The organism is Deltaproteobacteria bacterium, from assembly GCA_022340465.1.
Classification (GTDB): domain Bacteria; phylum Desulfobacterota; class Desulfobacteria; order Desulfobacterales; family B30-G6; genus JAJDNW01.
Map to the genome: position 1 here is coordinate 1 of JAJDNW010000037.1, position 26,106 is coordinate 26,106.

Below are 26,106 nucleotides of genomic sequence, written 5' to 3' on the forward strand. Positions count from 1 at the left end.
AAGCCGTTGTAGGTCAAAAAATAGCGCTTGTTGGGAACGATGTCTATATCGTCGGCATAGCCATCGATGGTTTTCAAGGCGGCAGCGGGAATAGGATATTTAAACCGGTGGATAGGGGCCATTCTGGCGGAAACAAACAGGTCTCCCTGAATGGTCTGTTCGGTCCAGTAGGTAACCGTGTGGCGGAAACTGTGTATCATGATCACCAGCGAGGTAAAAAGAGCGACCGCCGTGATCAGGGCGCCGATGGACACCGCGGACCGGACCCCGCTGTCACGCACATAGCGCATGGCCAGATAAGCGGCGATACCGATTCGCCTAAAAACGATGGGTGAAAGGCAACGGCCGGTCAACCTGAACAGGGACGGCGCGTTCAGGGAAAACCCGATAAAAATCAGTAAAATGGCCAGATAGCCCCAGAAAGGAATACCGGCTATGGGGGGTGCCTGGGCAAGCGGCCAGGCCAAAAAAATGCAGACGGTCCCCGCCACGGCAAATCTGGCCGTGTTACGAGCGTATCCTTTGCCTGTCTGCGACGTTTCCAGCGCTTCCTTGGGAGGCACCTGCCGGGCTTCCCAGGCCGGCTGAAATGCAGCCGTCACCGCAACCAACAGGGTCGTCGCCAGGCTGAACACAATTTCCCAGGTATCCAGGCTCAGGCTTTCCACCCTGACCCTCAGAAAAAGCGTGGAAACCGTCTGGCTGACCCCGTCGAGCATGTATATTACCAGGAGATTCCACAAAGGCAGAGCCACGAGCCAGCCCAGCAGCCCCAAGAAAGCCCCTTCTGCGATAAAGACGAAAAATAAGTGGTTGGCGGAGGCGCCCAGGGCTCTCAAAATAGCCAGCTCTTTGCGGCGCGAGGCCGCATTGAGGGCCACCAGGCTGTAGACGAGAAACATGCCCACGAACAGTGAAGCAAAGCTCAATATGGAAAGATTGAGCTGATAGGCTCTGATCATGCCCTTGCCGCTTTCTCCCGTCGCCGTGGGCGGCCCTAAAACGATGCCTTCGGGAAGCTGCTGCCGTAAGGCCTGCCGGTCATCTGCGTTCAAGCGCTTGTCGAGCATGATATCCACACGATCGACATGGCCGTAGGAGCCGGTGAACTCCTGAAAGGTGGCCATGTCCGTAACGGCAACATGGCCGCCTTCAGCGAGTGCCAAACCGTCACGGTCCAGTATGCCGGCAATGTCGAAGCGATGCGCCTGAAAGGCATGCATCAGCTCAAGGGAATCTCCCTGACCGAGCCCCAGGGTCCGGGCCAGGGGCGCCCCCAGCATCAGCGTATAGGGGCGGCTCAACAGGGAAAGCCACGCCTGGTTTTGCCGATCGCCCGTCCGGGCGACTTGCCAGCTTCTGAAAGGACGGTCTAAAATCGGATCGATACCGATGAGGAGAAAGGCGTCGGCGCCCTTTTTACGAGGAAGCACATAGGTGGTGCTTACCGGAGAAACCTCACGGATGGCGGCGTTTTTAAAAAGCCGGGCGATGACGGTTTCAGGCACATATCCACCCGGTCGTGTGATGACGAGATCGGCCTGGCCGGCAATCAGATTAACGCTTTTGGTAAAGCTGTCCATGGTGGCATCGATGGAAAGGCGCACACTGGCAAAAACGGCCGCACCGATGGCGATGCCGCCTAGCACCATCAAGGCTCGGCCGGGATGCCTGCGCATATCGCGCAGGCTGAACCAGACAAACAGCCGTATGAAGAATATCGCCCGGCCCATCATGAAATGCTGATCTCGCCGTCCTTCATCAGGACCCGCATGGTTGCCAGAGGGTCCGCCAGGGAGCTGTGGGTGGCGATGATGATGGTCCGGTCGGATTCCTGATGGAGTTTTGCCAGCAGTTGAATGACCGTCTCGGCATTGTGGCTGTCGAGGTTGCCGGTGGGCTCGTCCGCCAAAATAATGTCCGGGTCGTTTATCAGGGCCCGCGCAATGGCGGTACGTTGCATTTCACCACCGGAGAGTTGGGCCGGCAGGTGGTTGAGGCGGGGTGCAAGGCCCAGCCAGTCGAGAAGCCCCTTTCCCTTTTCTCTGGTTTGGGCCACCGGTTTTCCGGCGAAAAAGGCGGGAAGACAGGTATTCTCCAAAACATCGAGGGTGGGAAGCAAGTTGAAGGACTGGAAAACCATACCGATCTTTTCGCGTCGAAACCGTGTCAGTTCCCTGTCCGAAGCCGTGGCCAGGTCAACCCCCCCCACCAGCAGGGTGCCGCTTGTGGGATGATCCAGACCGGCCAGCAAAGACAACAGGGTGCTTTTTCCCGAACCGCTGTTTCCCCTGAGTACCACCAGTTGTCCGTTACCGATATCCATATCGATGGCATTGACACCGACCACCTGGCTCCTTGCCATGGAATAGACCCGTGTAAGCCCCCTGGCGGAGATGAGTGGTTGGTTTCGGCCGCCCACTGGTTCGGATTCCACATCTATATCGATCGACATACGTCTGTTCCAATTAAAACTTGATTAAAAAGCCGTTCCTGATATTTTCAAGCTGGCATACTGCCTGTGGGCACCATTTATACCCGTATTCATATAGGATTGCCAGCAGATATTGTACAGGACCTCGAGCCGGTTGTGCTATGCCGGATCGAATTGCTTTGTTGACAAACCGGCACCGTTCGTAAAATAAATGGTGATCAACCGATGCAAACAAGACATCCCATAGCGCCTTTTTTGTGGGCGGCCCTTCTGGCAATCGCTTTGACCGGCGCTGTCACGGGTTGCTCCGGAAGCCAAAGAAAATTCGATATGAAAGCACATGATAGCTTGGCCCCCTGTCCGGACCGTCCCAATTGCGTATCGAGCGAGGCGTCGGCTCCTGGACAGGCCGTTGCCCCCATGCAATTAGCAGGACGCTCAGATACGGAATGGGCGGACATCCAGGTGCTGATCGGCCGTTTGCCGCGCAGCGAAATTGTCACAGCCACCGATCGATACCTGCACGCGACCCTTAAAAGCAGGATTTTTGGCTTCGTCGACGATCTGGAATTGAGACTCGACCCGCAAACCGATGTTATCCACATCCGTTCGGCATCCCGGAGCGGCCACTATGACCTGGGTGTCAACCGCCGCCGGGTCGAACGTTTGCGAAAGCAACTAAGGGCTGCGGCACTTATCCGATAACCAGACAACCCACTAGAATAAGTAGATATCCGGACCCGTAGGACCTGCACGGGTGTCACCCTGGACGGAGGCCGTCCATGAGCGCCTGCATGTCTGCGGGCACCGGTGCCGTAAAGCGCATCCTTTCACCGGTAACGGGATGGATGATTTGCAGCTTGTGGGCGTGCAGCATCTGGCGTTCGACGTTTTGAACGAGATGCCTGACGCCGGTGGAAGCATCGGCGGAAATCCGGGAGGCGTGCCGCCCGCCATAATCGGGGTCGCCTACGACCGGGTGGTGCATGGCTGCGCAGTGCACCCGGATCTGGTGGGTGCGCCCGGTCTTCAGATCGAGGCGCAGCAGGGTGAACCCTCCAAAACGCTCAACGACCCGCCAGTAGGTCTCGGCCGGGCGGCCCGCTCTGCTGCTTGTCGACATCTTTTTGCGCTGGGTGGGGTGGCGACCGATGGGAAGGCGCATTTCTCCCGAATCTGCCTTTACATTACCGTGAACGACGGCCAGGTAGGTCTTCCTCACCGAGCGTTCCTTGAACTGCCGAACGAGCGCATCCAGCGCCGATCCATTCTTGGCGATCACCATGACACCGGAGGTTCCTTTGTCCAGGCGATGCACGATGCCGGGTCTGATGTCGCCGCCGATGCCGCTTAAATCCGGACAATGAAACAACAGGGCATTGACCAGCGTTCCCGTATAGTTTCCCGGCGCCGGGTGCACCACCATGCCGGCCGGTTTGTTGACTACCGCCAACGCGCTGTCCTGGTAAAGAAAATCGAGAGAGATCGGTTCCGGTGCGCAATCAACCGGTTTCGGCGGCGGGATCTCCCCCTCGACCACATCCCCGGTTTTCAGGCGATGGCTCGGCTTTACAGCGGCTCGATTCACCCTGATGAAGTCATTGTGGATCAGGGTCGCGGCAAACGATCGGGAACATTCCTCGAGGCGCGTGGACACGACGACATCCACGCGTTGATCATGCTCCGAATGTTGGACAGTAAAAGAGAAAGGGCCCTGGCCGGACATGACGGAAGCGGTTATGCTTCTTCCTGTTCAGGGGGGGTGAAAAGCGACTCGATCTCGGAGACGACGATCTCCTCTTTCGTATTCCTGGCTGTGGAAAGTTCTTTGACCAGCAGCCCCTGCGCGGTGTCGTACAATTTGCGCTCACCGAACGAGAGGTCTTTGGTCAGTTTCAATACGGACAGATCCCGGAACACTTCGGCGACTTCGTAAAGGGAACCGGTTTTTATTTTATCCATATATTCGCGGTAGCGCCGGTTCCAGGTCTGGTTATCGATGCCGGATTCGCGCTTGGCTTTCATGACCTCGATTATCTTGGGGATCTCTTCTTTGCTGATGACATCCCTCAGCCCCACGGCTTTGACATTCCACGTGGGGATCATGATGACCATACCGTTTTCGATGATCTTCATGATATAAAAATCATGGGTCTCGCCGTTGACGACCTTGCTTTCGATCGCCTCGATCCGCCCCACACCGTGTGCCGGGTAGACAGCCAGATCGCCGACCTCGAATTTGCGTATGTCCTCCTGGTCGTTTGCAGGCGTCTCTTTATCCACTGTATTTGACATTATTACCCCAGAAGCCTTTGGTTCCGATTTTATTCAAGATGCTTATCATACCATTCCTTATGGGAACAATCAACGAAAAAAAGGATCGGCGCGCAAGCGCGCCAATCCTTTCATTGCGAAGCTATCTCGAATGCTGCAGGGCTACATCAGGAACGGTACCATCAGCAGGGCCACAACATTCAGGATCTTGATCATCGGGTTGACCGCGGGACCTGCCGTATCCTTGTACGGGTCGCCGACGGTGTCACCGGTAACCGCAGCTTTGTGGGCATCGCTGCCCTTGCCGCCCAGGTGGCCGTCTTCGATGTACTTCTTGGCATTGTCCCATGCAGCGCCGCCCGTGGTCATGGAAAGCGCCACGAACACACCGGTCACGATGCTGCCGATAAGCAGTCCGCCCAGGGCGATTCTGCCGAGCAAGAAGCCCACGAGAAGCGGAGTGACGACCGGCAAAAGGGCCGGAACGATCATCTCCTTGAGGGCAAACTTGGTGACGATGTCGACGCATCTGCCGTAGTCCGGTTTGGCCGTACCTTCCATAATGCCCGGAATTTCGCGGAACTGGCGACGAACTTCGTCCACGACGGCGCCGCCGGCGTTACCCACCGCTTTCATGGCGATGGAGGCGAACAGGTAGGGCAAAAGGCCGCCGATGAAAAGGCCGATGATTACGTTGACGTCGCTCAGGTCGAACTTGATGGCTCCGGCTTCACCGCCATGCATGGCGAATTCCTGCACGTAGGCGGCAAAAAGCACCAGGGCGGCCAGACCGGCGGAACCGATGGCGTAGCCCTTGGTAACGGCCTTGGTGGTGTTGCCGACGGCATCCAGCGGGTCGGTGACCGCACGCACGCTCTCGTCCATTTCGGCCATCTCGGCGATGCCGCCGGCGTTGTCTGTAATGGGGCCGTAGGCGTCGATGGCGATGACCATACCGGTCATGGACAGCATGGACATGGCGGCTATGGCGATGCCGTACAGACCGGCAAAGTTGAAGGCCAGCCCGATGGCCAGGCAGATGGCCAGAACCGGAGCGGCCGTGGCCTGCATGCTGACGGCCAGGCCGGCGATGATGTTGGTGCCGTGGCCGGTGGTGGAGGCTTCGGCAATGCCCTTAACCGGGCCGTAAATACCGGTGTAATACTCGGTGATGATAACGATCACGACCGTCAGTATCAGGCCGATCAGGGAACAGTAGTAGATCGCCATGGGTGAAAGATCACCCACACCCACCATGAACTTGTTGCAGGCATAGTAGAATGCCACCGCGCCGATAATGGCGGAGCCGAACATGCCCTTGTAAAGAGCGCCCATGATGTATTCGCTCTTTCCGAGCCTGACGAAAAACACGCCGATAATGGAGGCGATAATGGAGATGGCGCCCAGAACCAACGGAAATTCAGTTGCCATGGTGACCTTGGGGAACAGCAGGTGGCCGATCAGCATGGCGGCGACCGCCGTAACCGCGTAGGTTTCGAAAAGATCGGCTGCCATACCGGCACAGTCACCCACGTTGTCGCCCACGTTGTCGGCGATGGTGGCCGGGTTTCTGGGGTCGTCTTCGGGGATACCGGCTTCGACCTTGCCCACCAGGTCGGCGCCCACGTCGGCGCCTTTGGTGAAGATACCGCCGCCCAGTCGAGCGAAAATAGAGATGAGACTGCCGCCGAAGCCCAGGGCTACCAGGGCGATGACGTCATGGGTGAAGGTGTAGTAACCGGCGGTTACCGTGAGCGCCAGACCGGCAACGATCATGCCGGTGACGGATCCACCCTTGAAAGCCATGGCCAGCCCGGCCGCCATGCCCTTCTTGGCGGCTTCCGCCGTACGGACATTGGCGATAACCGATACGCGCATGCCGATGTAGCCGGCCATAAAAGAGGCCACCGCACCAATCAGAAAACCGATGGCGGTCTTGGCGCCCATGGTGGCAAAAATAACGATGAAAATAATCGCACCGGCGATGCCCATGCTCTTCATCTGGCGATTCAGATACGCAATGGCGCCTTCCTTGACGGCATTGGCGATGGACTGCATTTTCTCATCGCCCGCCGGAGCGCTTTTGACGACGGTTGCAATTATAATCGAAAACAGTACACCGGCGACGCCCACTAGCGTGCAAATCAACGGGATATTGTTCATTACAACTTCCATTCTTTCCTCCATCTGATGTTTAGCTTAAAAAGTGAATGCTTCTGTCGTTAAACCTGTTCATGCCTTCCCTTGTACCCTCACAAAGGATTGTTTCAACAGCGTCCCGGGCCCGTGCGACAACCTTTTCCAGGGCGGTTTTCTCCTGCCTTCCAAACTGGCCCAGAACGTGGTTGGTCACGGTACCATCTTCTCCGGAACGCCCGATACCCAGGCGAAGACGGGCAAATGTATCCTCACCCAGCGTATCGATGATGGATCTTACGCCATTGTGTCCGCCATGCCCTCCTTTCTCTTTTATTTTTATCCTTCCGAACTCTAGGTCTATGTCGTCATGGATGACCAACATTTCCCGATACGATATTCTGAAATAATCGCCGACCTGCTTTACGGGCGCGCCGCTTCTGTTCATGTACGACAGGGGCTTCATCAGCAGGGTGTCGATGCCCTTTATCCGGCCGCGCCCCAGCTCGGCGTTGAATTTTTTCCGGTGGATGGGAATGGACCAGGCTTGCGCCAGTGCGTCCACCACGAGGAACCCGGCATTGTGTCTGGTGGCCGCGTAGTCGCTTCCCGGATTGCCGAGTCCGACCACGAGCCGTAAATCCTTTCCGGGCATTTAAGTTTCGTCGGTGGCAGCCTCACCCGCCTCTTCGCCGGCTTCCGCTTCAACCCCCTCTTCTTCTTCGCCCTCTTCCTCTTCCTCTTCTTCCTCGGCAACCGGCGCCAGGACCGTCATCACCGTAAAATTGACATCGGCGGGCATTTCGACGTTGTCCCCCAGCACAATCTCCTCGACATGCAGAGAATCTCCGATCTCCAGATCGGTGATGTCGACTTCGATGGCCTCGGGAATTTCATCAGGCAGGCAGAGCACTTCCAACTCCCGCCTGACCAGCTGGAGCATACCGCCCATTTCAACGCCCTTCGAAGTACCGGTGGTCACGATGGGAACGTTGACCGTTATCTTGCGCGACATGTCGACTTCGTAAAAATCGACATGGATGAGGTCGCCGGAAAGCGGATGGGTTTGCAGTTCGCGCACCATAGCCGTCTTGGTGACGGTTGCATCGCCCTCTATCGTCAGGTTCAGAAGCAACTGACCGACATTGGCCGATTTGGTGACCAGTTCCAGCGCCCTGGTCGGAACGCTCAGCATGATCGTTTCTGTATCGGGGCCGTACAGCACCGCCGGGATCAAGCCTTCGCGCCGTAACACCCTGGCCGGTCCGTTGCCCACCGTTGTTCTCAGTTTTGTTTTCAGTTCAATTTTTTTCAAAAATAATTCCTCCTAAAATAAAATCGCTGCACGATTTTATGTAATGCGGCGTCATCGATGACTGACTGATCTCGATCTAAATTTGCATTCATCCCGGGCCGCATGCGGTACGGGCTGTATGCAAATCACACAAACAGGGATGTAACCGAATCGCCTGTGTAACTTCTTATGATGGCTTCGCCCACCAGGGTCGATATAGACAGGACCTTAATTTTATCACATACTTCTGCCTTTGCGCTCAGCGGGATCGTGTCGGTCGCCACCATGGTTTTCAGGGATGACTCCCGAATGCGGTCCACGGCCGGCCCGGAAAGCACCGGATGGGCGCAACAGGCATGCACCTCCCGGGCGCCTTCTCTGACGATGGCTTCGGCCGCCTCCGTCAAGGTTCCCGCAGTGTCCACCATATCGTCCAGAATCACCGCAACCTTGCCGGCAACATTGCCGATAACCGCCATCGCCTTGGCCACGTTGGGGGCCGAGCGCCGTTTGTCGATGATGACCAGGTCGGCCCCGAGGCGTTTGGCAAACGCCCGGGCTCTTTCCACTCCGCCGGCGTCCGGGGATACGACGACGAGATTATCCGTAAATTGTTTTTTTATGTATTCGATCAGCACCGGCGCCGCAAACAGGTTGTCCACCGGTATGTCGAAAAAGCCCTGTATCTGACCCGCGTGCAGATCCATGGTGATCACCCTGTCGGCACCCGCGGTTGCCAGGAGGTTGGCCACCAACTTGGCACTGATGGGTACGCGCGGCGCCACCTTCTTGTCCTGGCGCGCATAACCGAAATAAGGCATGACGACGTTAACCTTGTGGGCCGAGGAGCGTTTCAGGGCATCGATCATCAACAACAGTTCCACCAGATTGTCATTGACCGGCCGGCACGTCGACTGAACCACATAGACCGTTTTCGTCCGCACATTCTCGTCGATTTCGATTTGAATCTCGCCGTCGCTGAATGTCTTAACCTTGGCCCCCCCGAGAGGCAGTTCCAGGTAATCACAGATTCTTTTTGCGAGAACCGGGTTCGAGTTACCGGCAAAGATGATGGGGTCTTCCATGCGTCTCCTCGACAGCCTATGCTAATTGTTTTTGAATTCTGTCCCTTGCAACCCAAACACGTTTTCCCGTTTCACACCGGCTGTCCCCTGCCTGAAAAGGAATGGCCGGAACCTGCGCCTGGCTGGGGCGGGAGGATTCGAACCTCCGAATGCAGGAACCAAAATCCTGTGTCTTACCACTTGACGACGCCCCAACGGACAACCAGCGCGGCACCGTGCATAAAACCAACGCGTCCTTTCGGCGGCCACCTTCCACGACTGCGGGTTATACCAGTAAATCCGCAACAAAGGCCTTTCGGACACCATCGACGGCAAGCGCTTCCCGTGCATTTCGGGCTTTGTCCGCTCCGGCATAAATGCCGAAAACGGTGGGCCCGCTGCCCGACATCAGAGCTCCCCTTGCCTGCAGGGCCATGAGATCCTTTTTTGCCTGCTGGATTTCGGGATGCCGCGCGGCGGTTACGGTCTCCAAGTCATTGCAAAGGTGCCGCCCGACATCGAATTCAGCCTCCCCAAAAAGAAAATTTCTAAGTTGTTTTTTACACTTTGTCAATCTTAAATTAAGATTTTTATACACCCAACCCGTGGAAACCGTGAATTCAAAGCAGACAAGCAATATGGTATAACTCTTTAATTTTTCATATTTCTTAAGCTTCTCACCAATGCCGCCGGCGATGGCCGGAGACCCGAAAAGGAAAAAGGGGACATCCGCCCCCAGGGACAGGCCCATGTCGCGCAAGTCCACTGCTGAAAACGGGAAGCCATACAGCTTGTTGAGCGCCGACAGGACAGCCGCGGCATTGCTGCTGCCTCCCCCCAGGCCCGCCGCCACCGGTATGTTTTTTTCAATGCGGATCGTCAACCCGCCCCGGTTTTCATCTTGCGGCAAAGCGGGGTCGCATCCCAATCTGCTGAAAAAAAGGTCCGCCGCCTTGTAGGCCAGATTGGAGTCGTTCTCGGGGACCCCCTTGTCCCGGCAGCGGATCCGGATCCCCGGTTCAGCCGAAGGCTTCAGCTCCAGGTGGTCGTAAAGCGATACACAACACATCAGTGACAGCAGGTCGTGATAGCCGTCGGGTCGCTTACCGGTAACATGCAGGAAGAGGTTGACCTTGGCCGGTGATTTGACAATCAAGGTGCTCAACCCTTCGCTTTTACATATAACATCCTCAATTCATAAAGAATATTCTTGATCATCGCGGCTTCGTCATCCGTAAGATTGCCCTTGGTCTTTTCTTCGAGCATCCCCAGAATGTCGATGGTCTGTTTTGCCAGAGGCAGATTCTCATTTTTTTGCCCGGTGGCGGGGTCTTCGATAACCCCCATGTTCAGCAGAGCGGATGAATTCAATGAAAAGATGAACGTCGGAAAGTTGATTTCCGGCAGGGCGTAGCCCTCATCGCGCTGTCCGGCTTTCCTTTCAGGAGGCGTTTCCTGCTCCTCTTTTGCGTCCTCCGCCCGGTCTTCCTCCGAAAAAACCCGTTTGTCCTTGACTACAAAGTCTTTTTCTTCTTCTGTCATCTTTCTGCTCCTGTTGATAGGGTGCTTGGGGTGAAGGCGTTCGATGCCCCCGGCATCCCGCCTCCCGCCTTCCGGCTCTCTCCTTCTGCCCGTGCCGCTAAAACTCCAGCGGAATGGCGGTCTTTACCGACCCGAGATCCCTGATATCTCCCATCACCTTTTCCGAAATCTGCGTGTCCGTCTGAATGAAGATAATGTTGCGGTCTCCATCCTCTTCCTGCCCCACCTGCATCCGTCCTATGTTAATGCCGTTGTCGCCGAGGGTGGTGCCGATTTCACCGATGGATCCCGGACGGTCGATATTGTTTATCAGGACCATGTGCCCGAGGGGGATCATTTCAAGCCTGAACTTGTCGATTTTGACAATGCGGGGATCCTGTTTGCCGAAAATCGTGCCCGACACCGTACTGGTCATCTCCGTGGACCGCACCTTCGCGGTCACCAGATTCAGGTAATCCTCCGATTCCATACGGGCCGACTCGGTAATCTTGATGCCCATTTCCTGAGCCAGAACCTTGGCATTTACAAAATTGACGTCATCCTTCACCATCGGCGACATCAGCCCCTTCATGAAGGCGGTTGAAACCGGGGCCATGTCGAGATCTTGAAAATCACCGTTGTATTCGATAACCACCTCCTCGAGCGGTCCGGAGATAAGCTGAGCCTGGAGGCTGCCCATTTTTTCCCCCAGGTTCAGAAGCGGCCCCATTTTTTTTAGAAGCTCACCGGTTACCGAAGGGACGTTGACCGCGTTGACAATCGTACCGGTCTTTAAATAATCGATGATCTGCTCCGCCACCGCAACGGCCACATTTGTCTGCGCCTCCCGGGTGGACGCCCCCAGATGCGGGGTACAGACAACGTGATCCAGTTCGAAAAGGGGCGACGCTCCCGGTGGTTCGGTTGCGAATACATCCAGTGCCGCACCCGCCACCTTTCCGGAAACGATGGCATCGTAGAGATCCTTTTCATTGACAATGCCCCCGCGGGCGCAGTTGATCACCATGACGCCGTCCTTCATCTTGGCGAAAGCCGCCTTATCCAACAGGTCGATGGTGCTCTTGAGCTTCGGCACGTGGATGGTGATGTAGTCGGCCTTTCGATAGAGTTCATCCAGGGACACGCTCTCGAAACCGGCTTTTTCGATCTGTTCGGGGGTGACGACGGGATCGTGAACCACGACGCGCATCTTTAAGCCGCGGGCACGGTCCGCCACGATGGAGCCGATTTTGCCGAATCCGATAACCCCCAGTATTTTATTATAGATTTCCCTCCCCTGGAGCTTTTTCTTCTCCCACATACCGTCTTTCATGGTACCGGTCCCCATGGGGATGTTGCGCGACAGGGACAGCATCATGGCAATGGTGTGCTCGGCGGTTGTCACCACGTTGCCTCCCGGGGTGTTCATGACGACGATCCCCCTTTTGGTTGCCGCCGGGATGTCCACATTGTCCAGGCCGATGCCCGCCCGTCCCACGACCTTCAGCCTCCCCGCACGCTCCAGGAGCGCATCGGTTACTTTGGTGGCGCTGCGGATGATCAGGGCATCATATCTCCCGATAATGGCGGCCAGTTCTTCCGGAGACAAGCCTGTCTTGACATCCACGTCCAGGCCTTCCGCCGCCCTGAACATCTCTATCCCCACTTCACCCAGATTATCGCTTACCAGTACTTTCATCATTACCTCGTATTATGCTTGTGCATAAGTCAGGCATTCTCCCTGCGCACCATGCGGCATAGGAAAATCTGACTGTCTTCGTCCTGCGCTTTCATGCCGATTTTCTTCATGCTGATCTTGAATTTTTTCTGGGCACGGTTGAAAAAGGCCAGCGCCGAACGCCTTGGCTTCATGCTCAGAAAGACCCGGCCGGTCGTGTTCAGGTAATTCGTGAACAGATGCATCAGGGCATCAAAATCCCTCTCGTGGTACAACACCTCGGAACCGACAATCGTGTCGAATCGTTCCTTGAAATCGGGGGCATGCCAATCCAGGCGCGCGATCCTCAAATCGTCGCACCCGTTGATGGCCGCATTGGCCCGCGCAAACGCCAGGGCATGCGCGTCGTACTCCGTCATGGTTACCCTGTGCCCCAGGGAGGATGCGACGATGCTCGCGACACCGAGACCCGCGCCGATTTCAAGAATGGAGCCGCCGGCCGCAACCGGCATCCTTGCAAGGTGGTCGGCCATTATCCAGGAGGCCTTCCAGATTCTGGCCCACAAGGGAAAATGCTGCAGCGGATCGTCGGCCTCGATAAAACGGTCGATATCCAGGGGTACCCTGAACGTGTAGCGCCGCCCATGAATGGTCATCTCGCGGGTGGTGGTTTCATACGACGCCAGAAAGTCTTCTATGGTGTCCATTCAGACGCTGCCCCATCGTTGAGGTCTGCCCGCCATGTGCAGTGCACCTCCTCGATTTGTGATTTGTGTGCCCTAACGGATCGTCACGACCGGGCAGGGCGCATTCAGGATGACATACTGCGCATTGGAACCGAAAAGGAGCTTTCCGACTTTTGACCGCCGTTTGACACCGATGATTATCTGTTCGGCCCCTTTTTCCTCGGCAAATTTGACAATGTCCTCCCCGGGTTCGAGACCTCGCACGGACATGTTCCCTTCACAGGCGACATCCGCCTCCTGCAGGAACGCTTCGGCCTTCGAAAGCAGTTTTTCCGCCCGGACAAACTCCCGCCTGGGGACATCCGGGCCCCCTTTCATGGACGTCACCAGCACGATCGTTGTTCCGAATGCCTTGGCATGCCTGACGGCCAATTCGAGAACTTCCTGCGCCACTTTTGAGTCGTCTAGTCCGACAATGATCATAGTCTCCCCCCCGGTTTGATTTTCAATGGGAAATACGGATTACCCTTAATTCGAACAAATCTTATCTATTATAAGGACGAAACGGGTGTCAAATACAAAAAACCCGCGGCACTGTTGTGCGCGCGGGATTTTTGTTCGGCCTCGATAAAAGACGTTTATTTCTGGTCTTCGCCTTTGACTTCTTCAAAATCGGCATCGACGACATCGTCATCGGGAGCGCCGCCGTCCGCGGCGGAACCGGCACCCTGCGGGCCGCCATCGGCTTGCCCCTGGTCCTGCGAGGCCTGCTGGTACATGGCTTCGGCCAGCTTGTGCGATGCCTGGGTCAGCGCTTCGCTCAAGCGCTTGATCTCTTCGACGTCTTCGCCTTCCATGGCTTTTTTCAGCGATGCGGCGGCGGATTCGATGTTGGACTTCGTCTCGGCATCCACCTTTTCACCCATCTCTTTGAGGGATTTTTCAGTCGAATAGATCAGGGCGTCCGCCGAGTTGCGGGTATCGACAAGCTCTCTTTTCTTCTTGTCTTCATCGGCGTGCATTTCCGCATCTTTCACCAGGTTGTCGATCTCCTCCTTGGAAAGTCCGCTGGAGGCGGTTATCTGAATGGACTGCTCCTTGCCGGTGGCCTGATCCTTGGCCGAAACGTTGACGATGCCGTTGGCGTCTATGTCGAAGGTCACCTCGATCTGGGGAACGCCCCTGGGGGCCGGAGGGATGCCCACCAGTTCAAAACGTCCCAGGGTCTTGTTTCCTGCCGCCATCTCGCGTTCCCCCTGCAGGACGTGGATGGACACGGCCGGCTGGTTGTCCGCTGCGGTAGAAAATGTCTGGCTCTTTTTAGTGGGAATGGTGGTGTTTTTTTCGATGAGCCTCGTCATGACCCCGCCGAGGGTTTCGATCCCGAGAGACAGGGGGGTAACGTCCAGCAACAGCACATCCTTGACATCCCCTTTGAGGACGCCGCCCTGTATGGCCGCTCCCAAGGCTACGACTTCATCCGGGTTGACGCCCTTGTGCGGTTCCTTGCCGAAGATGTTCTTGACCCGGTTCTGCACGGCCGGCATACGCGTCATGCCGCCCACCAGGATGACTTCGTTGATCTCGTTCGCGGAAAGGCCGGCATCCTTGAGCGCCGTGCGGCACGGAGGTTCCAACTTGTCCAGAAGATCGGCAATCAGGGATTCCAGCTTCGCCCGGGTGATTTTTATGTTCAAATGCTTGGGCCCGCTTGCATCGGCGGTGATAAACGGCAGGTTGACGTCCGTCTCTATGGAGCTGGAAAGTTCCATCTTCGCCTTTTCCGCGGCTTCCTTGAGGCGTTGAAGGGCCATTTTGTCTCCCCGGATATCGATGCCCTGATCTTTTTTGAATTCATCCGCCAGGTAATCGATCAGGCGCAGGTCGAAGTCTTCGCCGCCAAGGTGGGTGTCCCCGTTGGTCGCCTTGACCTCGAACACCCCTTCGCCGATCTCCAGAATGGAAATATCGAAGGTTCCACCGCCAAGATCGAAGACCGCGATCTTCTCTTCGCTTCTTTTGTCGAGCCCGTACGCCAGGGACGCGGCGGTAGGCTCGTTGATGATCCGCAGGACGTTCAGCCCGGCAATTCTTCCGGCGTCCTTGGTCGCCTGCCGCTGGCTGTCGTTGAAATAGGCCGGAACCGTCACCACCGCATCGGTCACCGTCTCTCCCAAGTACTCTTCGGCCGTTTTCCTGATATTTGCCAGGATATAGGAGGATACTTCCGCAGCACTGGTGAGTTTGCCCCGCAGATCGATGCGAATGTCGCCGTTGTCTGCCTGCGTGATCTTGTAGGGAAGAATCTTGATGTCACTCTGAACCTCGGGTGAAGCGAACTTCCGTCCGATCAATCTCTTTACACCGAAAACGGTGTTTTCCGGATTGGTAATCGCCTGCCGTTTTGCAATCTGACCGACGAGCCGCTCCCCACTGTCCGACACTGCCACGATGGAAGGCGTGGTACGGCCACCCTCCGGGTTGGTGATGACCTTGGCATCCCCTCCCTCCATAACGGCCACACAGGAGTTGGTTGTTCCAAGATCGATTCCGATTATCTTACCCATTTTCTCTCCTCCTTGAACGAACTATTGCTTTATTTTCATTTATCCATTCTTTTCAAAGTGTCAGCATTCTGATCAAGCCTCACCCGCTTCGGTGGTCGCTGACTTGGAAACAACCACCATTGCCGGCCGAAGCAACCGATCATGGATGGTGTAGCCCTTTTGGAATTCACGGATGACCGTATTCTCCGCATGGGTTTCGGAAGGCTCCTGCAACACGGCCTGGTGCACCGACGGGTCGAAGGCTTTTTCCACCGCCTCGATGGGTCTGACGTCAAATTTTTCGAATATTTTCAAAATTTCCTTCAGGGTCAGTTCAACGCCTTCCAACAGCTGCTTGCTTTCGCATGCTTCCGCAAAGGAACCCACGGCTCTTTCGAGGTTGTCGACGACCGTCAGCAATTCCCTGAACAGCGTTTCATTGGCGAATTTCCTGAAATCGTCCATTTCACGCTGCTTCCGCTTTTTGAAATTCTCAAATTCCGCGGACACCCTCAGGAAACGGTCGTGGTTTTCCCTGGCCTCAGCCTCTGCTTCTTCGAGTTTCTTTTCGACATCGACGCCGGTTTCCTCGGCCCCCTCTTCGGCAGCTGCCTCCAGCTGTTCTGTTGCATCCGCCTCTTCAGAGGATGGATCTGACTTGACATCGACTTTCACTGATTTTTTACCTGGCATTGAATACGAATCTCCTCACACGGGCCGAATACGCATATTGCCGACCTGCGCCCGGCGCGTTCATTGTTGATAGAAAATAAGTCGATATGATTCATTGTCAAGGCAGTGAAAAGCAATTTTCATCCTAGGCAGGCAAGCATAAAAACATATAAATTCAGAATGGTTGTGCACCCTTCTTCGTGTCTCTCCTGTGCCTTGCGCCAATGCTTGACCGGAATCGATCCACGACACAACCTGCACCACTTATCGCTGCTTCCTTCCGGACCTGACGAGGTTCGCAGCCGGCTGTTGCGCGGCGGCCGATCGGACTGGCAGGCAAGGCTCTCGGTAAAAACCCTCGGAAGGGAATTCAGCCCCGCGTAAGCGGATTTCGGGAAAAGGGCACCGCTAACTCCCCACCTAGCACAACCAATTTTTTAAATTAAGCATCAAACCGCCGTTTTCAAGGAGATTTTTAAAATTGACTTCATTTTGATTAAAGGCTAGATTCCTTACCCATGCACGGAGCAATCGAGCATAAGCAGGTGCACCCGCTTGTTGCCACGGTTGCCGGCACCGTAAGCCGGTGGGGGATGCTGCGGCGCGGCGACGCGGTCCTGGTGGCGGTCTCGGGCGGGCCCGATTCCGTGGCCCTGTTGCATGTGCTGATCGAACTGTCCGCGGGCCTGGGCCTCCGTCTCGGCGTGGCCCATCTCAACCACTCACTGAGGGGGCGGGCTTCCGACAGCGATGCCGCCTTTGTCTCGACGCTCGCCCAAAAGCTGAACATTACCTGCCACACCTTTAAAAAGGATATACAAAAACTGCGGGAAAAGGAAGGTGGGAACCTCGAAGAAAGGAGCAGGCGGGCAAGGTATGCGTTTTTTGAAAAGACAGCCGCAGCCAACGGCTATCGAAAAATCGCCATAGGCCATCATGCGGACGACAGTGCCGAGCTGGTGTTGATGAATCTGCTGCGGGGCAGCGGCCCGGGCGGTATCGCCGGCATAGCGCCTGTCAGGGGCCGATCGATTGTCCGCCCCCTCATCGACGTGAGGCGCAGGGATATCATCGCCTATCTGCAGGCCGGGCACATCTCCTTTGTACAGGACGCATCCAACCGGGACCCGGGCTTCCTTCGAAATCGTATCCGGAACAAGCTGATCCCGGAGCTGTGCCGCAACGTCAATCCCAGGTTGCCGGAAACCCTCGTGCGCACGGCGGCCATTGTCCGGGAAGAGGAGGCATGGCTGCAAAAAATAGTTGCCGGCATGCTGGATGCCGCCACTGTCGAATCGGACGGCGGGCAGGTGATTCTGTCCGCGGCATATCTCTCCGGCCTGCCCGTGGCCGCCTTGAGAAGGGTGTTGAGAACTGCCCTAGAAAAACTGAAAGGCGATCTCAGGGGCATCACCTTCGCCCATGTCAGCGGGGTTGCCGACCTCCTCCTGAAAAAGCATGCCGGGCGTGAACGCCACCTCCCCGGCAGGATCCTGGCAAGGCGGCGGAAACTGGAACTCGTCATTACCCGGGAAAACCGGCCCCTGAGGGAAACGTCACCCGGCCGCCCGCCGGAAAAGAGCGTCGGGTTCCGGTATGACATCGCCCCCCCGGCAGGCCGGACAAGCACCGTGCTGATCGAGGAAACCGGACAGAAGCTCCTCCTGTCGGTCTTAGATCGCGACGAGATGCCCGGCGTCGCATCTGCTGGACAAAATTGTGGTTTTTTTGATATGGAAAAACTTGCATTTCCTTTAATGCTGAGACGCTATCAGGCCGGCGACCGCTTCACCCCGCTGGGTCTTAACGGTTCCCAGAAGGTTTCGAAATTTTTTATCGATCACAAGGTCGCACACCGCCTGCGCCAAACCTGCCCCATTCTGCTCAACCGGGGACGCATCGTCTGGGTGGTCGGGCACCGCATTGACGACCACTTCAAGGTGGGGGCGGCAACCCGCCGCATTCTCAAAATGGAACTTTTGCTTGCCTGAAAGCTAAAAATGATTATTTTGTCGTAATTTGAACAATGGGTTAATGCACCGGATTCCGGAACAGGCACGGACCGTCGCAACACGGTACTGAAACAGGAGGGACCCTCATTTGAATCCGTTTTATAAAAATCTGGCCTTGTGGCTCGTCATCACGCTGATGATGATCATGCTCTACAACCTTTTCAACCAACAGAATCAACCCGAAACCAATGTGAGCTACACCGATTTTCTATCCATGGTTAAGGATGAACGCATCAGCGAAGTGGTCATCCAGGGTCAGGAACTTTTCGTAACCGACACGAGCCGGAATCGATTCAAAATATATGCGCCCCAGGATCCGGACCTCATCACCTTCCTCAGGAACAAGGGCGTGGTCATCAATGCCAAGCCGCCCGCCGAGGCCCCGTGGTACATGTCCGTGCTCATCTCGTGGTTCCCCATGATTCTTTTGATCGGCGTCTGGATCTTCTTCATGCGTCAGATGCAGTCAGGGGGCGGAAAGGCCATGTCTTTCGGCAAGAGCCGCGCCAGGCTGCTTTCCGACCAGTCCGCAAAAGTCACCTTCGAAGATGTCGCCGGCATCGATGAAGCCAAGGAGGAACTCGGGGAAATCGTCGAGTTTTTGAGGGAGCCGAAAAAATTCACGCGCCTGGGGGGGCGAATCCCCAAAGGCGTTCTACTGATGGGTTCTCCCGGTACGGGCAAGACGCTGCTTGCCAGAGCCATTGCCGGCGAAGCCGGTGTTCCCTTTTTCAGCATCAGCGGCTCTGATTTTGTGGAAATGTTCGTAGGCGTCGGCGCCTCACGGGTCAGAGACCTGTTTGTCCAGGGAAAAAAGAATGCGCCCTGCATCATCTTCATCGACGAAATCGACGCTGTCGGCCGTCACCGGGGCGCCGGTCTGGGCGGCGGGCATGACGAGAGGGAGCAAACCCTGAACCAGTTGCTGGTGGAGATGGACGGATTTGAATCCAATGAAGGGGTCATCTTGATATCCGCCACCAACCGCCCCGATGTTCTCGACCCCGCCCTGCTGCGTCCCGGGCGCTTCGACCGCCAGGTAGTGGTGCCCCTGCCGGACATCAAGGGCCGTCAGAAAATCCTGCAGGTGCACATGAAAAAAACCCCCATCGCTCCCGATGTCGACGCCGTCATTCTGGCCAAGGGCACGCCCGGCTTTTCCGGCGCGGACCTTGAAAACCTGGTAAACGAAGCTGCCCTGCTCGGCGCCAAGCGGAACAAGGAAAAGGTCGACATGCGGGATTTTGAAGACGCCAAGGACAAGGTGTACATGGGACTGGAAAGGAAGTCCAAGGTCATCAGGGAGGAGGACCGCAAGACCACGGCCTACCACGAAGGCGGCCATGCCCTGGTGGCCCGCTTTCTCCCTCACACGGATGCCGTCAACAAAATAACCATTATCCCCCGGGGAAGGGCCGCCGGCGTCACCTGGTTCCTGCCCGAGGAAAGGGATTTCAAATACAAGGACCAGCTTCAAAGCGAACTGTCCGTGGCTTTCGGCGGGCGCGTCGCCGAGGAAATCATTTTCAACCGCATCAGCACCGGGGCGTCCAACGATATCAAGCAGGCCACCGACCTGGCCCAGAAAATGGTTCGTGCATGGGGCATGAGCGACGTGCTGGGCCCTCTGTCCTATTCCAAGGATGAAGAACAGATCTTCCTTGGCCGCGAGATCGCCCAACACAGAGATTACTCGGAGGCAACCGCCAAAACAATCGATGATGAAATCAGCCGGTTGATCGATGATGCCTATCAGGGCGCGAAAAAGGTTCTGAGCGAAAACATCGATATCCTGCACCAGCTGGCGGAGCTGCTCCTGGAAAAGGAAACCGTGATGGGGGCCGAACTCGATGAACTCATCCGCACCGCAAGGCCCGGCATCGAACTGCCGTCCAGCCCGCTGGGCAAGGAAACGGATGGGGAGGCCGACGACGACGCGGGTGATCGACAATCAGCCGACGACGCAGCCGAAGATGTTCCCCCTGAAAACGATCCCCCGCCAGGTGATCGAACCGGAAGTGAAGACCGGACGGACAGATGAAGACCTATGTGATGCGGTGGGGGAAATACCGCCTGACCCTGGGGCCCCGTACCCTCATTATGGGCATCCTCAATGTAACCCCGGACTCCTTTTCAGATGGCGGGAAGTACATCCGCCCTGACGAAGCCGTGGAGCGGGGCGAGCAAATGGCAGCGGCCGGCGCCGACATCATCGACATCGGCGGGGAGTCCACACGGCCCTTTTCCGAGGGGGTGTCGGCAAAAGAGGAGATACAGCGCGTCATTCCCGTGATCGAAACCCTCTCCCGAAGGATCGCCGCCCCCATATCCATCGATACCACCAAGGCGGCGGTGGCCGAAGCGGCTCTGCGTGCCGGTGCGTCGATAGTCAACGACATAGGGGCACTGAGGCTGGACGTCGGTCTTGCAGACGTTGCCGCCGACTACGATGTTCCCCTGATCCTGATGCACATGCAGGGTACCCCTAAAAACATGCAGGTCGAACCACGCTACGGGAACCTGTTCGCTGAAATCAACACGTTTCTGGAAAAAGCCATGGTCACCGCCGAAAAGCACGGTGTTTCGCGAACCCGGATTATCCTGGACCCCGGCATCGGATTCGGCAAAACCACCGGTCACAACCTTCAAATCCTGAAGCATCTCGAATTCATGGAATCGCTTGACAGGCCGGTGCTGGTGGGTTCGTCCCGCAAGGCTTTCATTCGCAAAACACTCACGAACGAAGCGATGCCCGAGCTTCCCCCTGCGCATCCCTTTGTAGAAACCGGTACACAGGCCACCGTTGCGGCGGCGGTCATGAAGGGCGCCCATATCGTGAGGGTTCACGACGTCGCCAACACCCGTGCCACGGTAAACGTGCTGACGGCGATCAAACAGGCCGAGGTGGCATCTTGAAAAAGGGCACTCTGATCCCGCTCCTGTTTTCATCGATCACGGTTCTTTTCAGCGCGATTCTGATCATGGGCACCGGATTCCAGGTGCGGGCCAACCAGGAAGTCATAGACACCAGCTTGAAAATCCCGGTAAAGGCCGTCAATGTCAAGCCCGGCTTGATCATGACGAGGCCGTCCATTCAGGGGATTGAAATCCAGGTAAGCGGTTCGGCTGAACAGCTGCAGCGCCTTCGAGGGGCCAAGCTGGTTTACGAGCTGGACCTCTCCGCCCTGGCGGACGGCGTTCACACCATCCCCATTCTTTCCGAACGGATCAAGCTCCCCAAGGGTATTTCCATTGTAAAAACCATCACCCCGGCGATCACCGTGCGCATCGACAGGGAAATTAAAAAAGAAGTGATGGTGGTCGTTTCCACGGAAGGTGAAGTCTCTCCCGGATTCCGTGTGACGGGGACGTCGGCTTCGCCGTCGAAAGCCGAACTCAGCGGACCGCAGGACGTTCTGAACAGCATCGGGCATATAACCACCAACCCGATCGATATTTCAGGGGCAACCGAATCGTTTAAAAAGGAAATCACCCTCGATTTGGTGGAAAACGTGAAAGTTCTCTTTCCATCGGAGCCGATTATCGCCCACATCGACATCGAGGGAAAAATGGTCACGAGAAGCTTCAAGAAACTGCCGGTGAAGGGCTACAACGCCACATACCCTTTCAGCATCACCCCGCCGGTGATATCCATCGATGTCAAAGGACCGGTGAATGTCGTGAGCGCCCTGGAGGACAATGAGGAATTTGCCGTCTATCTGGACCTGGCCGCCCTGAAGCCCGGTGTGTACGTGCGGCGGGCCACCATTGCGCTGCCGGTGACGACGGCCCTCGTGGGCGTGAGCCCGGAAATTTTCACGGTAACGGTCAGGGAGCAGTAATCGCTGGCTCAACCTGTGAGAATTGAAAGGGTTCTACCGATGCGGTGAGGTATCCACACGGCAACCGTGTTTCCATAACGATTGCCGGTGGAAAATGAAGGACCTTATTGCATGCCCATCGACGCTTCGAGATCCCTGATCTGTCGCTCCAGTCTTTCGCGCTCCATTTCGGTCAGGTCCCCGGCGTTCAAACGCCGCTGCAGGCTTAAAAGCAGCATCTCCTCGCGGTATTCATTGCAGGTATAGGGTTTTCTGTCTGACAAGCCTTGCATCCTTATGTTACGGTTGTGATTCTCCACCCGGCGTATGGGCCGAAAGGCTATACCATGGTTTCCTTAAAAATACGATAGAACATGTCGTAGTCCGAAATTCCCTTGGACAGTATCTTGTCCATGTCGGCGGCGTTCTCTTTGTTGATGATCAGATTGACGCTCCTGTTGAAAGCCATCATGTAGTCCATGGTCCTGAACCTCTCGCTGATCATGGCCACGAACATGTTCCTGCGGACATCCATCTGTAGCCTTTCCAGGTAGATCAGGATGCCGTTTGCATCAGGATCGTCGGTCCCGAACGCTTCGTTCACCACCACCACGTCAAAGTTTTGATAGCGCATCATCTTCAATGCTTCGCGGTTATCCTGAGCGGTGGTGACATGATACTCCAGAAGCTTCAGGATGTCTGCCGCCCGCTTGCGAATCACGGGGTCGGTTTCACACACCACGGCGGTCTTGCCCTCCTCCTCGATGAACTGAAAAGGTCGATCATCCTTGATTTCTTCACTGGTCTCGAACGTTTCTTCCTCGAAACCCAGGTCGGCCGCCGTCCCGGCGGTTTCCCCGGCCGCAGCGGCCGCAAGGCTGTCCGCCGTGATGGTGATTTTCCCTTTGCATTTCGGGCACGCGAACGTTGCCGTCCGGTCCAGTGGAATCTTTTCATCGGCGATCTTCAGCTTGGTTTGACAGCTGTCACAGGTTATCTCCATGGTGCCATCAGCTCCTTTGCATTCATTAGAAACGGTGTCACATGTGGGCATGCTCACAGCATCTTGTCATAATCGCGGTCCATTTGCAGGGAATCGATATCCGTGGTGGCCTCTCCCCTGGCATGCTTCACCGAATCGATGCCGCGGCCGGCCACGCCCTTTCTGGAAGCGTACGCCAAGGCGTTCTCCTCTGTGATGAGCCCCTGTTCGTACAACCCAACCAGATAGTCATCGAAAGTGGTCATGCCCTTATGCCGGCCGGCCTGCATGATTTCATAGAAGGTTTTCCCTTCCGATTCGCCCTGCAAAATGGCATCCTGAACCCTCAGATTGGACGCCATTATTTCGAAAGCGGCGATGCGCCCGCCGCCGATCTTCGGAATCAGCCGTTGGGATATCACCCAGCGCACCGTTTCGGCAAGACGTATGCGAATCTGCTTTTCCTCCTCGATGCTGAACATACCCAGTATGCGGTTGATGGTCTGTCCCGCATCGACGGTGTGGAGCGTGGTAAGCACCAGGTGGCCCGTCTCCGCAGCGCTCAGCCCGATCTCCACCGTTTCACGGTCACGCATTTCGCCCACCAGAATCACCTTGGGCGCCTGCCTGAGGGCCGCCCTCAGTCCGTTGGCGAAGGTGTCGAAGTCGGTCCCCAACTCCCGCTGGTTAAAGGTGGATTTCTTATGGGGATGCTGGTACTCGATGGGGTCTTCCAGGGTGATCACGTGTGCGGATTTTTTCTCGTTTATTTCTTCCAGCATGGCCGCCAGCGAAGTGGACTTGCCGGAACCGGTCGCCCCGGTCACGAACACGATGCCGTTCATCTCCTTGGCGACCTCGTAAAAGGATTCGGGCAGATTCATCTCCTTGATCGTCGGGACCTTGGACTCGAGCTGACGCAAAACGATGGAATAGTTGCCGGACTGGCTGAAAATGTTGACCCTGAACCGCGCCTTTCCCGGCAGGCTGTAGGAGAGGTCGCAGGATCCATGGTTTACCAGGGCCTCTATCAGCCGGCGGTCGCGGTTGATCAGGTTCATGGCGAACATTTCGGTCTGGAACGGCGTGAGTTCCCTGATGTTCGGCCTGATTTCCACCGGAACCAACTGGCCGGCGCTTTCCACCTGCAGGGGTTTGCCCACCGTCAGGTTCAAGTCGGACACATTGGTGTGGGAATCGAGCATACGGGTCAATATGTGGTCAATTTCCTGTTTTCTCACAAATTCACCTCGCTCACCGTGAACACGGTGTCGTCCTGACCTCAGGGATGCAAACGTCTGAGGTCGATAAGGGTTAGGCCTCAGTAAAATCCGTGGGCGGCGCCTTCAGCAGCGGCCTGAAACGGGATTTGTCGTTCGATTTCTGGTACGCGTCGTCGGGACTGATCCATCCCTTGTTGTAAAGATCCATGATGGCTTCATCCAAAAGCTGCATGCCGTACTTTTTCCCCGTTTGCATCATGGAGTTGAGCTGGTGGGTCTTCGACTCCCGGATCAGGTTGCGAACCGCAGGCGTGGCGATCAGGATTTCTAGAGCCGGGCAGCGCCCTTTGCGGTCGATGCGTTTGAACAGCACCTGGGCAATGATCGCCCGGATGCCGTCCGAAAGCGTGGATCTTATCTGGGCCTGCTCGTTGGAGGGAAAAACCTCCACGATCCGGTCCACCGTTTTCGGAGCACTGGTGGTGTGCAGGGTCGAAAACACCAGATGCCCCGTGGAAGCGGCTTCGATAGCCAGTGATATGGTCTCCAGATCACGCATTTCGCCCACCAGAATGATGTCCGGGTCCTCACGCAGGGCACCGCGCAGGGCGGCCGTGAAGGACTTCGTATGGATCCCCACTTCCCTATGGTTGATAATGCACTTCTGGCTGTGGTGCACGAATTCGACGGGGTCTTCTATGGTGATGATATGATCGCTTCGCGTCCGGTTGGCCTGGTCGATAATGGCCGCCAGCGTCGTCGATTTACCGCTGCCGGTCGGCCCGGTGATGACCACCAATCCACGCGGCAGGCTGGAGAGCTTGGAGATGACCGGCGGCAGCCCCAGTTGCTCCGCGGTCATGATCGCGCTGGGAATTTCCCTGAAAACAGCGCCCACGCCATTTTTCTGCATGAAAAAATTGGAGCGGTAGCGTGCCAGGCCGGGAATTTCGTACCCGAAGTCGACGTCGCCGGTTTCCTCGAAAACCTTGACTTTGTCCTCGGGTGTGATCTCATACAGCATGCTCCTCAGATCGTCATTGGTAAGTACCTTGTACTTGACTCTTTCGATATCACCTCTCACCCGTAAAGCGGGCGGTTGGCCGGCCATGAGATGAAGGTCCGAGGCACCCTGTTCGTGCATCAACTTAAAAAAAGCATCAATTTTCGCCATGTTTGCTCCCAACCCGGACTAGCCGGAACCGAAGTGAATGCCCGCCCCCGGCACCGCCGCCGCGGGACGCGTTTTACATCAGCGAACGCGCCATCTGGTACAGGGTGTTCACCACAAATGTCCTCAGGAATATGATGGCGGCAAATACCACGATCGGTGACAGGTCCATCCCCCCGAAGGTGACGGGTATTCTGGACCGTATCTGATAGAGAACCGGCTCGGTGATATTGTGTATGAACCGCACAATGGGGTTGAACGGATCGGGGTTGACCCATGACAGCACGGCCCTGGCAACCACGATCCACATGTAGCCGACCAGCACGATGTCCAGCACCTTGGCTACGGCTAAAATGAAATAACCGATGATATACATTTAGGTAAGAGCGACTCCCTGGTGGGGGCGGTGGTCAAAGCCAGCCCGCCCTGTTTCGCGCCGTCCGCATCTGCAACGCCAGCCGTGCATCCTAGCGGCGGCTATTATAAATAAAGGAAAATAAAGTATATTATCGGAAATAAGTCAAGTCAATTCACCATGCGGAAACGCGCCGGGAGCTCGCCGGCTCGGATTTTCCTTGATAATTGCGTTGAT

General features: G+C 56.3%; 25 protein-coding genes, 1 tRNA gene and 1 other RNA gene. 5 read left to right on the top strand and 22 right to left on the bottom strand.

Annotation, left to right across the window (positions count from 1 at the left end):
* On the bottom strand, positions 1-1,736 hold a 1,736-nt coding region (locus tag LJE94_06815; protein ID MCG6909823.1), incomplete at its 3' end, for an FtsX-like permease family protein.
* Positions 1,733-2,455: an ABC transporter ATP-binding protein gene (locus tag LJE94_06820; protein ID MCG6909824.1), complete on the bottom strand. Its 723-nt coding sequence runs from the start codon at positions 2,453-2,455 to the stop codon at positions 1,733-1,735. The genes LJE94_06820 and LJE94_06815, both read right to left, overlap by 4 nt.
* A gap of 309 nt (positions 2,456-2,764) precedes the next feature.
* Here LJE94_06820 and LJE94_06825 point away from each other — a divergent pair, with 309 nt between their 5' ends.
* Positions 2,765-3,139, top strand: coding sequence for a DUF1499 domain-containing protein (locus LJE94_06825; GenBank protein ID MCG6909825.1), 375 nt, complete (start codon positions 2,765-2,767; stop codon positions 3,137-3,139).
* A gap of 55 nt (positions 3,140-3,194) precedes the next feature.
* Here LJE94_06825 and LJE94_06830 read toward each other — a convergent pair whose 3' ends face one another.
* The 15 genes from LJE94_06830 to ffs form a co-directional block, all read right to left on the bottom strand.
* The gene (locus LJE94_06830; GenBank protein ID MCG6909826.1) at positions 3,195-4,160 is read right to left on the bottom strand and encodes an RluA family pseudouridine synthase; all 966 of its coding nucleotides are present in this window, start codon (positions 4,158-4,160) and stop codon (positions 3,195-3,197) included.
* An 11-nt stretch (positions 4,161-4,171) separates the two neighbouring features.
* Positions 4,172-4,729 (bottom strand): CarD family transcriptional regulator, encoded by a 558-nt coding sequence (locus LJE94_06835; GenBank protein MCG6909827.1) that lies wholly within the window; start codon positions 4,727-4,729, stop codon positions 4,172-4,174.
* A 141-nt stretch (positions 4,730-4,870) separates the two neighbouring features.
* Entirely contained in the window at positions 4,871-6,883 is a 2,013-nt protein-coding gene (locus LJE94_06840) for a sodium-translocating pyrophosphatase (protein ID MCG6909828.1), read from the bottom strand.
* Positions 6,884-6,902: 19 nt separating this feature from the next.
* Entirely contained in the window at positions 6,903-7,499 is a 597-nt protein-coding gene (gene pth / locus LJE94_06845; protein ID MCG6909829.1) for an aminoacyl-tRNA hydrolase, read from the bottom strand.
* Complete coding sequence (locus LJE94_06850; protein ID MCG6909830.1) at positions 7,500-8,159, bottom strand: 50S ribosomal protein L25/general stress protein Ctc; 660 nt, start codon at positions 8,157-8,159, stop codon at positions 7,500-7,502. It lies immediately after the preceding gene.
* 125 nt (positions 8,160-8,284) lie between these two features.
* Positions 8,285-9,223 carry a ribose-phosphate pyrophosphokinase gene (locus LJE94_06855; GenBank protein MCG6909831.1) on the bottom strand — a complete coding sequence of 313 codons (939 nt, stop codon included), beginning with the start codon at positions 9,221-9,223 and terminating at the stop codon, positions 8,285-8,287.
* Positions 9,224-9,342: 119 nt separating this feature from the next.
* Positions 9,343-9,417, bottom strand: a tRNA-Gln gene (locus LJE94_06860).
* A gap of 71 nt (positions 9,418-9,488) precedes the next feature.
* The gene (gene ispE, locus LJE94_06865; GenBank protein MCG6909832.1) at positions 9,489-10,367 is read right to left on the bottom strand and encodes a 4-(cytidine 5'-diphospho)-2-C-methyl-D-erythritol kinase; all 879 of its coding nucleotides are present in this window, start codon (positions 10,365-10,367) and stop codon (positions 9,489-9,491) included.
* A complete protein-coding gene (locus tag LJE94_06870; protein ID MCG6909833.1) occupies positions 10,364-10,744 on the bottom strand; it encodes a DUF1844 domain-containing protein in 381 nt (126 codons plus the stop codon). Before LJE94_06870 ends, ispE begins: the two co-directional genes overlap by 4 nt.
* Before the next feature lie 97 nt (positions 10,745-10,841).
* Positions 10,842-12,422: a phosphoglycerate dehydrogenase gene (gene serA, locus LJE94_06875; protein ID MCG6909834.1), complete on the bottom strand. Its 1,581-nt coding sequence runs from the start codon at positions 12,420-12,422 to the stop codon at positions 10,842-10,844.
* A 29-nt stretch (positions 12,423-12,451) separates the two neighbouring features.
* Positions 12,452-13,108: a methyltransferase gene (locus tag LJE94_06880; GenBank protein ID MCG6909835.1), complete on the bottom strand. Its 657-nt coding sequence runs from the start codon at positions 13,106-13,108 to the stop codon at positions 12,452-12,454.
* A gap of 72 nt (positions 13,109-13,180) precedes the next feature.
* Positions 13,181-13,570 (bottom strand): universal stress protein, encoded by a 390-nt coding sequence (locus LJE94_06885; protein MCG6909836.1) that lies wholly within the window; start codon positions 13,568-13,570, stop codon positions 13,181-13,183.
* A gap of 155 nt (positions 13,571-13,725) precedes the next feature.
* Positions 13,726-15,654: a molecular chaperone DnaK gene (gene dnaK, locus LJE94_06890; protein MCG6909837.1), complete on the bottom strand. Its 1,929-nt coding sequence runs from the start codon at positions 15,652-15,654 to the stop codon at positions 13,726-13,728.
* Positions 15,655-15,726: 72 nt separating this feature from the next.
* Positions 15,727-16,326, bottom strand: a complete 600-nt coding sequence (gene grpE / locus LJE94_06895) for a nucleotide exchange factor GrpE (protein MCG6909838.1) — start codon at positions 16,324-16,326, stop codon at positions 15,727-15,729.
* 163 nt (positions 16,327-16,489) lie between these two features.
* Positions 16,490-16,734: signal recognition particle sRNA large type (gene ffs / locus LJE94_06900), an RNA gene on the bottom strand.
* A gap of 89 nt (positions 16,735-16,823) precedes the next feature.
* Between ffs and tilS the strand changes: the two genes are divergently transcribed.
* The 4 genes from tilS to LJE94_06920 all read left to right on the top strand — a co-directional run bounded on the left by tilS (position 16,824) and on the right by LJE94_06920 (position 22,159).
* Complete coding sequence (tilS, locus tag LJE94_06905) at positions 16,824-18,296, top strand: tRNA lysidine(34) synthetase TilS (protein ID MCG6909839.1); 1,473 nt, start codon at positions 16,824-16,826, stop codon at positions 18,294-18,296.
* A gap of 109 nt (positions 18,297-18,405) precedes the next feature.
* Entirely contained in the window at positions 18,406-20,358 is a 1,953-nt protein-coding gene (ftsH, locus tag LJE94_06910; protein ID MCG6909840.1) for an ATP-dependent zinc metalloprotease FtsH, read from the top strand.
* Complete coding sequence (gene folP / locus LJE94_06915) at positions 20,355-21,233, top strand: dihydropteroate synthase (protein ID MCG6909841.1); 879 nt, start codon at positions 20,355-20,357, stop codon at positions 21,231-21,233. Before ftsH ends, folP begins: the two co-directional genes overlap by 4 nt.
* Positions 21,230-22,159 carry a hypothetical protein gene (locus LJE94_06920; protein ID MCG6909842.1) on the top strand — a complete coding sequence of 310 codons (930 nt, stop codon included), beginning with the start codon at positions 21,230-21,232 and terminating at the stop codon, positions 22,157-22,159. Before folP ends, LJE94_06920 begins: the two co-directional genes overlap by 4 nt.
* 104 nt (positions 22,160-22,263) lie before the next feature.
* On the opposite strand, the gene LJE94_06925 is transcribed toward LJE94_06920, so the two are convergent.
* The 5 genes from LJE94_06925 to LJE94_06945 all read right to left on the bottom strand — a co-directional run bounded on the left by LJE94_06925 (position 22,264) and on the right by LJE94_06945 (position 25,890).
* Positions 22,264-22,422: a hypothetical protein gene (locus tag LJE94_06925; GenBank protein ID MCG6909843.1), complete on the bottom strand. Its 159-nt coding sequence runs from the start codon at positions 22,420-22,422 to the stop codon at positions 22,264-22,266.
* Positions 22,423-22,478: 56 nt separating this feature from the next.
* Entirely contained in the window at positions 22,479-23,141 is a 663-nt protein-coding gene (locus tag LJE94_06930) for a zinc-ribbon domain-containing protein (protein MCG6909844.1), read from the bottom strand.
* A gap of 53 nt (positions 23,142-23,194) precedes the next feature.
* The gene (locus LJE94_06935; protein MCG6909845.1) at positions 23,195-24,361 is read right to left on the bottom strand and encodes a PilT/PilU family type 4a pilus ATPase; all 1,167 of its coding nucleotides are present in this window, start codon (positions 24,359-24,361) and stop codon (positions 23,195-23,197) included.
* 73 nt (positions 24,362-24,434) lie between these two features.
* Positions 24,435-25,517 carry a type IV pilus twitching motility protein PilT gene (locus LJE94_06940; GenBank protein MCG6909846.1) on the bottom strand — a complete coding sequence of 361 codons (1,083 nt, stop codon included), beginning with the start codon at positions 25,515-25,517 and terminating at the stop codon, positions 24,435-24,437.
* A gap of 73 nt (positions 25,518-25,590) precedes the next feature.
* On the bottom strand, positions 25,591-25,890 hold the full coding sequence (locus LJE94_06945; GenBank protein ID MCG6909847.1) for a YggT family protein: 300 nt from the start codon (positions 25,888-25,890) through the stop codon (positions 25,591-25,593).
* Between the last annotated feature and the right edge of the window lie 216 nt (positions 25,891-26,106).

Coding starts and splice junctions, on each gene's coding strand:
- LJE94_06830 (MCG6909826.1), bottom strand. CDS start 4,160: ATGTCCGGCCAGGGCCCTTTCTCTTTTACTGTCCAACATTCGGAGCAT.
- LJE94_06885 (MCG6909836.1), bottom strand. CDS start 13,570: ATGATCATTGTCGGACTAGACGACTCAAAAGTGGCGCAGGAAGTTCTC.
- LJE94_06940 (MCG6909846.1), bottom strand. CDS start 25,517: ATGGCGAAAATTGATGCTTTTTTTAAGTTGATGCACGAACAGGGTGCC.
- LJE94_06945 (MCG6909847.1), bottom strand. CDS start 25,890: ATGTATATCATCGGTTATTTCATTTTAGCCGTAGCCAAGGTGCTGGAC.
- LJE94_06825 (MCG6909825.1), top strand. CDS start 2,765: ATGAAAGCACATGATAGCTTGGCCCCCTGTCCGGACCGTCCCAATTGC.
- grpE (MCG6909838.1), bottom strand. CDS start 16,326: ATGCCAGGTAAAAAATCAGTGAAAGTCGATGTCAAGTCAGATCCATCC.
- LJE94_06870 (MCG6909833.1), bottom strand. CDS start 10,744: ATGACAGAAGAAGAAAAAGACTTTGTAGTCAAGGACAAACGGGTTTTT.
- LJE94_06930 (MCG6909844.1), bottom strand. CDS start 23,141: ATGGAGATAACCTGTGACAGCTGTCAAACCAAGCTGAAGATCGCCGAT.
- serA (MCG6909834.1), bottom strand. CDS start 12,422: ATGAAAGTACTGGTAAGCGATAATCTGGGTGAAGTGGGGATAGAGATG.
- LJE94_06840 (MCG6909828.1), bottom strand. CDS start 6,883: ATGGAAGTTGTAATGAACAATATCCCGTTGATTTGCACGCTAGTGGGC.
- LJE94_06835 (MCG6909827.1), bottom strand. CDS start 4,729: ATGTCAAATACAGTGGATAAAGAGACGCCTGCAAACGACCAGGAGGAC.
- dnaK (MCG6909837.1), bottom strand. CDS start 15,654: ATGGGTAAGATAATCGGAATCGATCTTGGAACAACCAACTCCTGTGTG.
- folP (MCG6909841.1), top strand. CDS start 20,355: ATGAAGACCTATGTGATGCGGTGGGGGAAATACCGCCTGACCCTGGGG.
- LJE94_06820 (MCG6909824.1), bottom strand. CDS start 2,455: ATGTCGATCGATATAGATGTGGAATCCGAACCAGTGGGCGGCCGAAAC.
- pth (MCG6909829.1), bottom strand. CDS start 7,499: ATGCCCGGAAAGGATTTACGGCTCGTGGTCGGACTCGGCAATCCGGGA.
- LJE94_06880 (MCG6909835.1), bottom strand. CDS start 13,108: ATGGACACCATAGAAGACTTTCTGGCGTCGTATGAAACCACCACCCGC.
- LJE94_06855 (MCG6909831.1), bottom strand. CDS start 9,223: ATGGAAGACCCCATCATCTTTGCCGGTAACTCGAACCCGGTTCTCGCA.
- tilS (MCG6909839.1), top strand. CDS start 16,824: ATGCACGGAGCAATCGAGCATAAGCAGGTGCACCCGCTTGTTGCCACG.